The sequence below is a fragment of the Acinetobacter sp. YH16051 genome, assembly GCF_013417135.1.
GTDB lineage: Bacteria > Pseudomonadota > Gammaproteobacteria > Pseudomonadales > Moraxellaceae > Acinetobacter > Acinetobacter towneri.
Genome location: NZ_VPEN01000118.1, coordinates 1 through 1,357, shown reverse-complemented (window position 1 = coordinate 1,357; position 1,357 = coordinate 1). Strand labels below are relative to the sequence as shown.

The window sequence follows — 1,357 nt, the reverse complement described above, 5'->3', positions numbered from 1 at the left end:
CGGATGACTCTCCGATCTCTGCATATTCGCTACCAACTTCGGGCAGTTCAGATAATTTGTGTGCAAACAAATGCCGTTGTGCATCGGTCATTTCGACAAAGAAATCAGGTGTGTTTGGATCTCGTTTAGGGTCGGTTTTTTGTTGTTTTTTTGGCTGTGCCTTCTGTTTAAATCGGAATGAAAAACCAATAATATTACGTCCTCTTTTGTGCTGTTCTTCTTTGACAGTAATATCTGTATTTTCATTGATTTGCTTTAATGATGGTTCTAAAACACGCTTTTTAAAGTCGTGCATTCGATGATATTCACTTTCTAATACTCCCAATCTTTCTCTGAACTCACTTAGCTCAATAATTGGTGTTTTCCCACTACTACGCCAAGCAATCAAAAGTTCATAAAGTCTAATGGCGTAGCCAGTGGAAAGCCCTTTTACTTGCTCTAACTCATAGCTCGTAAATTGTTTTTCTAGCCGAGTTATTAAAGGGATAATTGCAGGTGAAAAAATTAACTCAACAGATGCCGTTTTTTCGATGTATGCAATTTGAGAAACCCAACGTGAGGTAATATGAGCTACTCCTTTTCCTCTTGGTTCTTGATAGCTAAATTGACGAGCAAACAAGTCTTTACAGGCTTCTTTTAGTGCTTGATAAGCACCATTTTTCAATACATCAAAGTGGTTGATATAGCTCTCTGCGTGAATAGTTAAAGGGTCATTCGCATTAATACCTTTACCACTTTCACGGGCTTCAATTATTGCTAAAAGAATTAACCGTTGTTCCACTAGGTCAAGATTGTAGCTGGCATTAATTAAAGCGTTATCTTTCACAATTAAATCTTTCATATAGCGTCTTATTTTATTATGTCGTCTTATTGATCTTATGTGAAGCCTTATCAAGAAGCAATAAGCAGACATATTTTATTTTGTCGCATCTTGCAAACTAAACGTGCTTAAAACGACATGTTTTATTTTGTCTTTCAAAGCACACTAAGTGTCGTCTTATTGAGAATTTCTAGCACACTAAGTGTCGTCTTTTAGCACACTAAGTGTCGTCTTATGTCCTCTGAAACGCACGTATATCAATGCTTTCAGACTGCTTAAAAGCATTTAAAAGCTTTTTTATTATTAAAAGCCCAAAAAAATTAAAAACGGCATTTAAAACTGCCCTATGTTTTCGCTTCGCTCAAACTCTATTGAATCTCGCTGCGCTCGATTCCTGGGGGCAGTTTTTTTCAAAGACCGGCTAGGACGCTAAAAACAAGAATGGATTCGCTTCGCTCATAAAGCTTTATGCTCGCTTCGCTCGTCATGGAGCCAGTGGCTACAGTCGCTTTGCTCTGTAAATCTCGTTATGAAGCA

At 37.6% G+C, this 1,357-nt stretch carries 1 protein-coding gene; it reads right to left on the bottom strand.

Annotation, left to right across the window (positions count from 1 at the left end; genetic code table 11):
• Positions 1 to 841, bottom strand: an 841-nt coding sequence (repM, locus tag FTV41_RS14740) for a replication initiation protein RepM (protein ID WP_179996767.1), incomplete at its 3' end; no start/stop codon positions are given.
• Between the last annotated feature and the right edge of the window lie 516 nt (positions 842 to 1,357).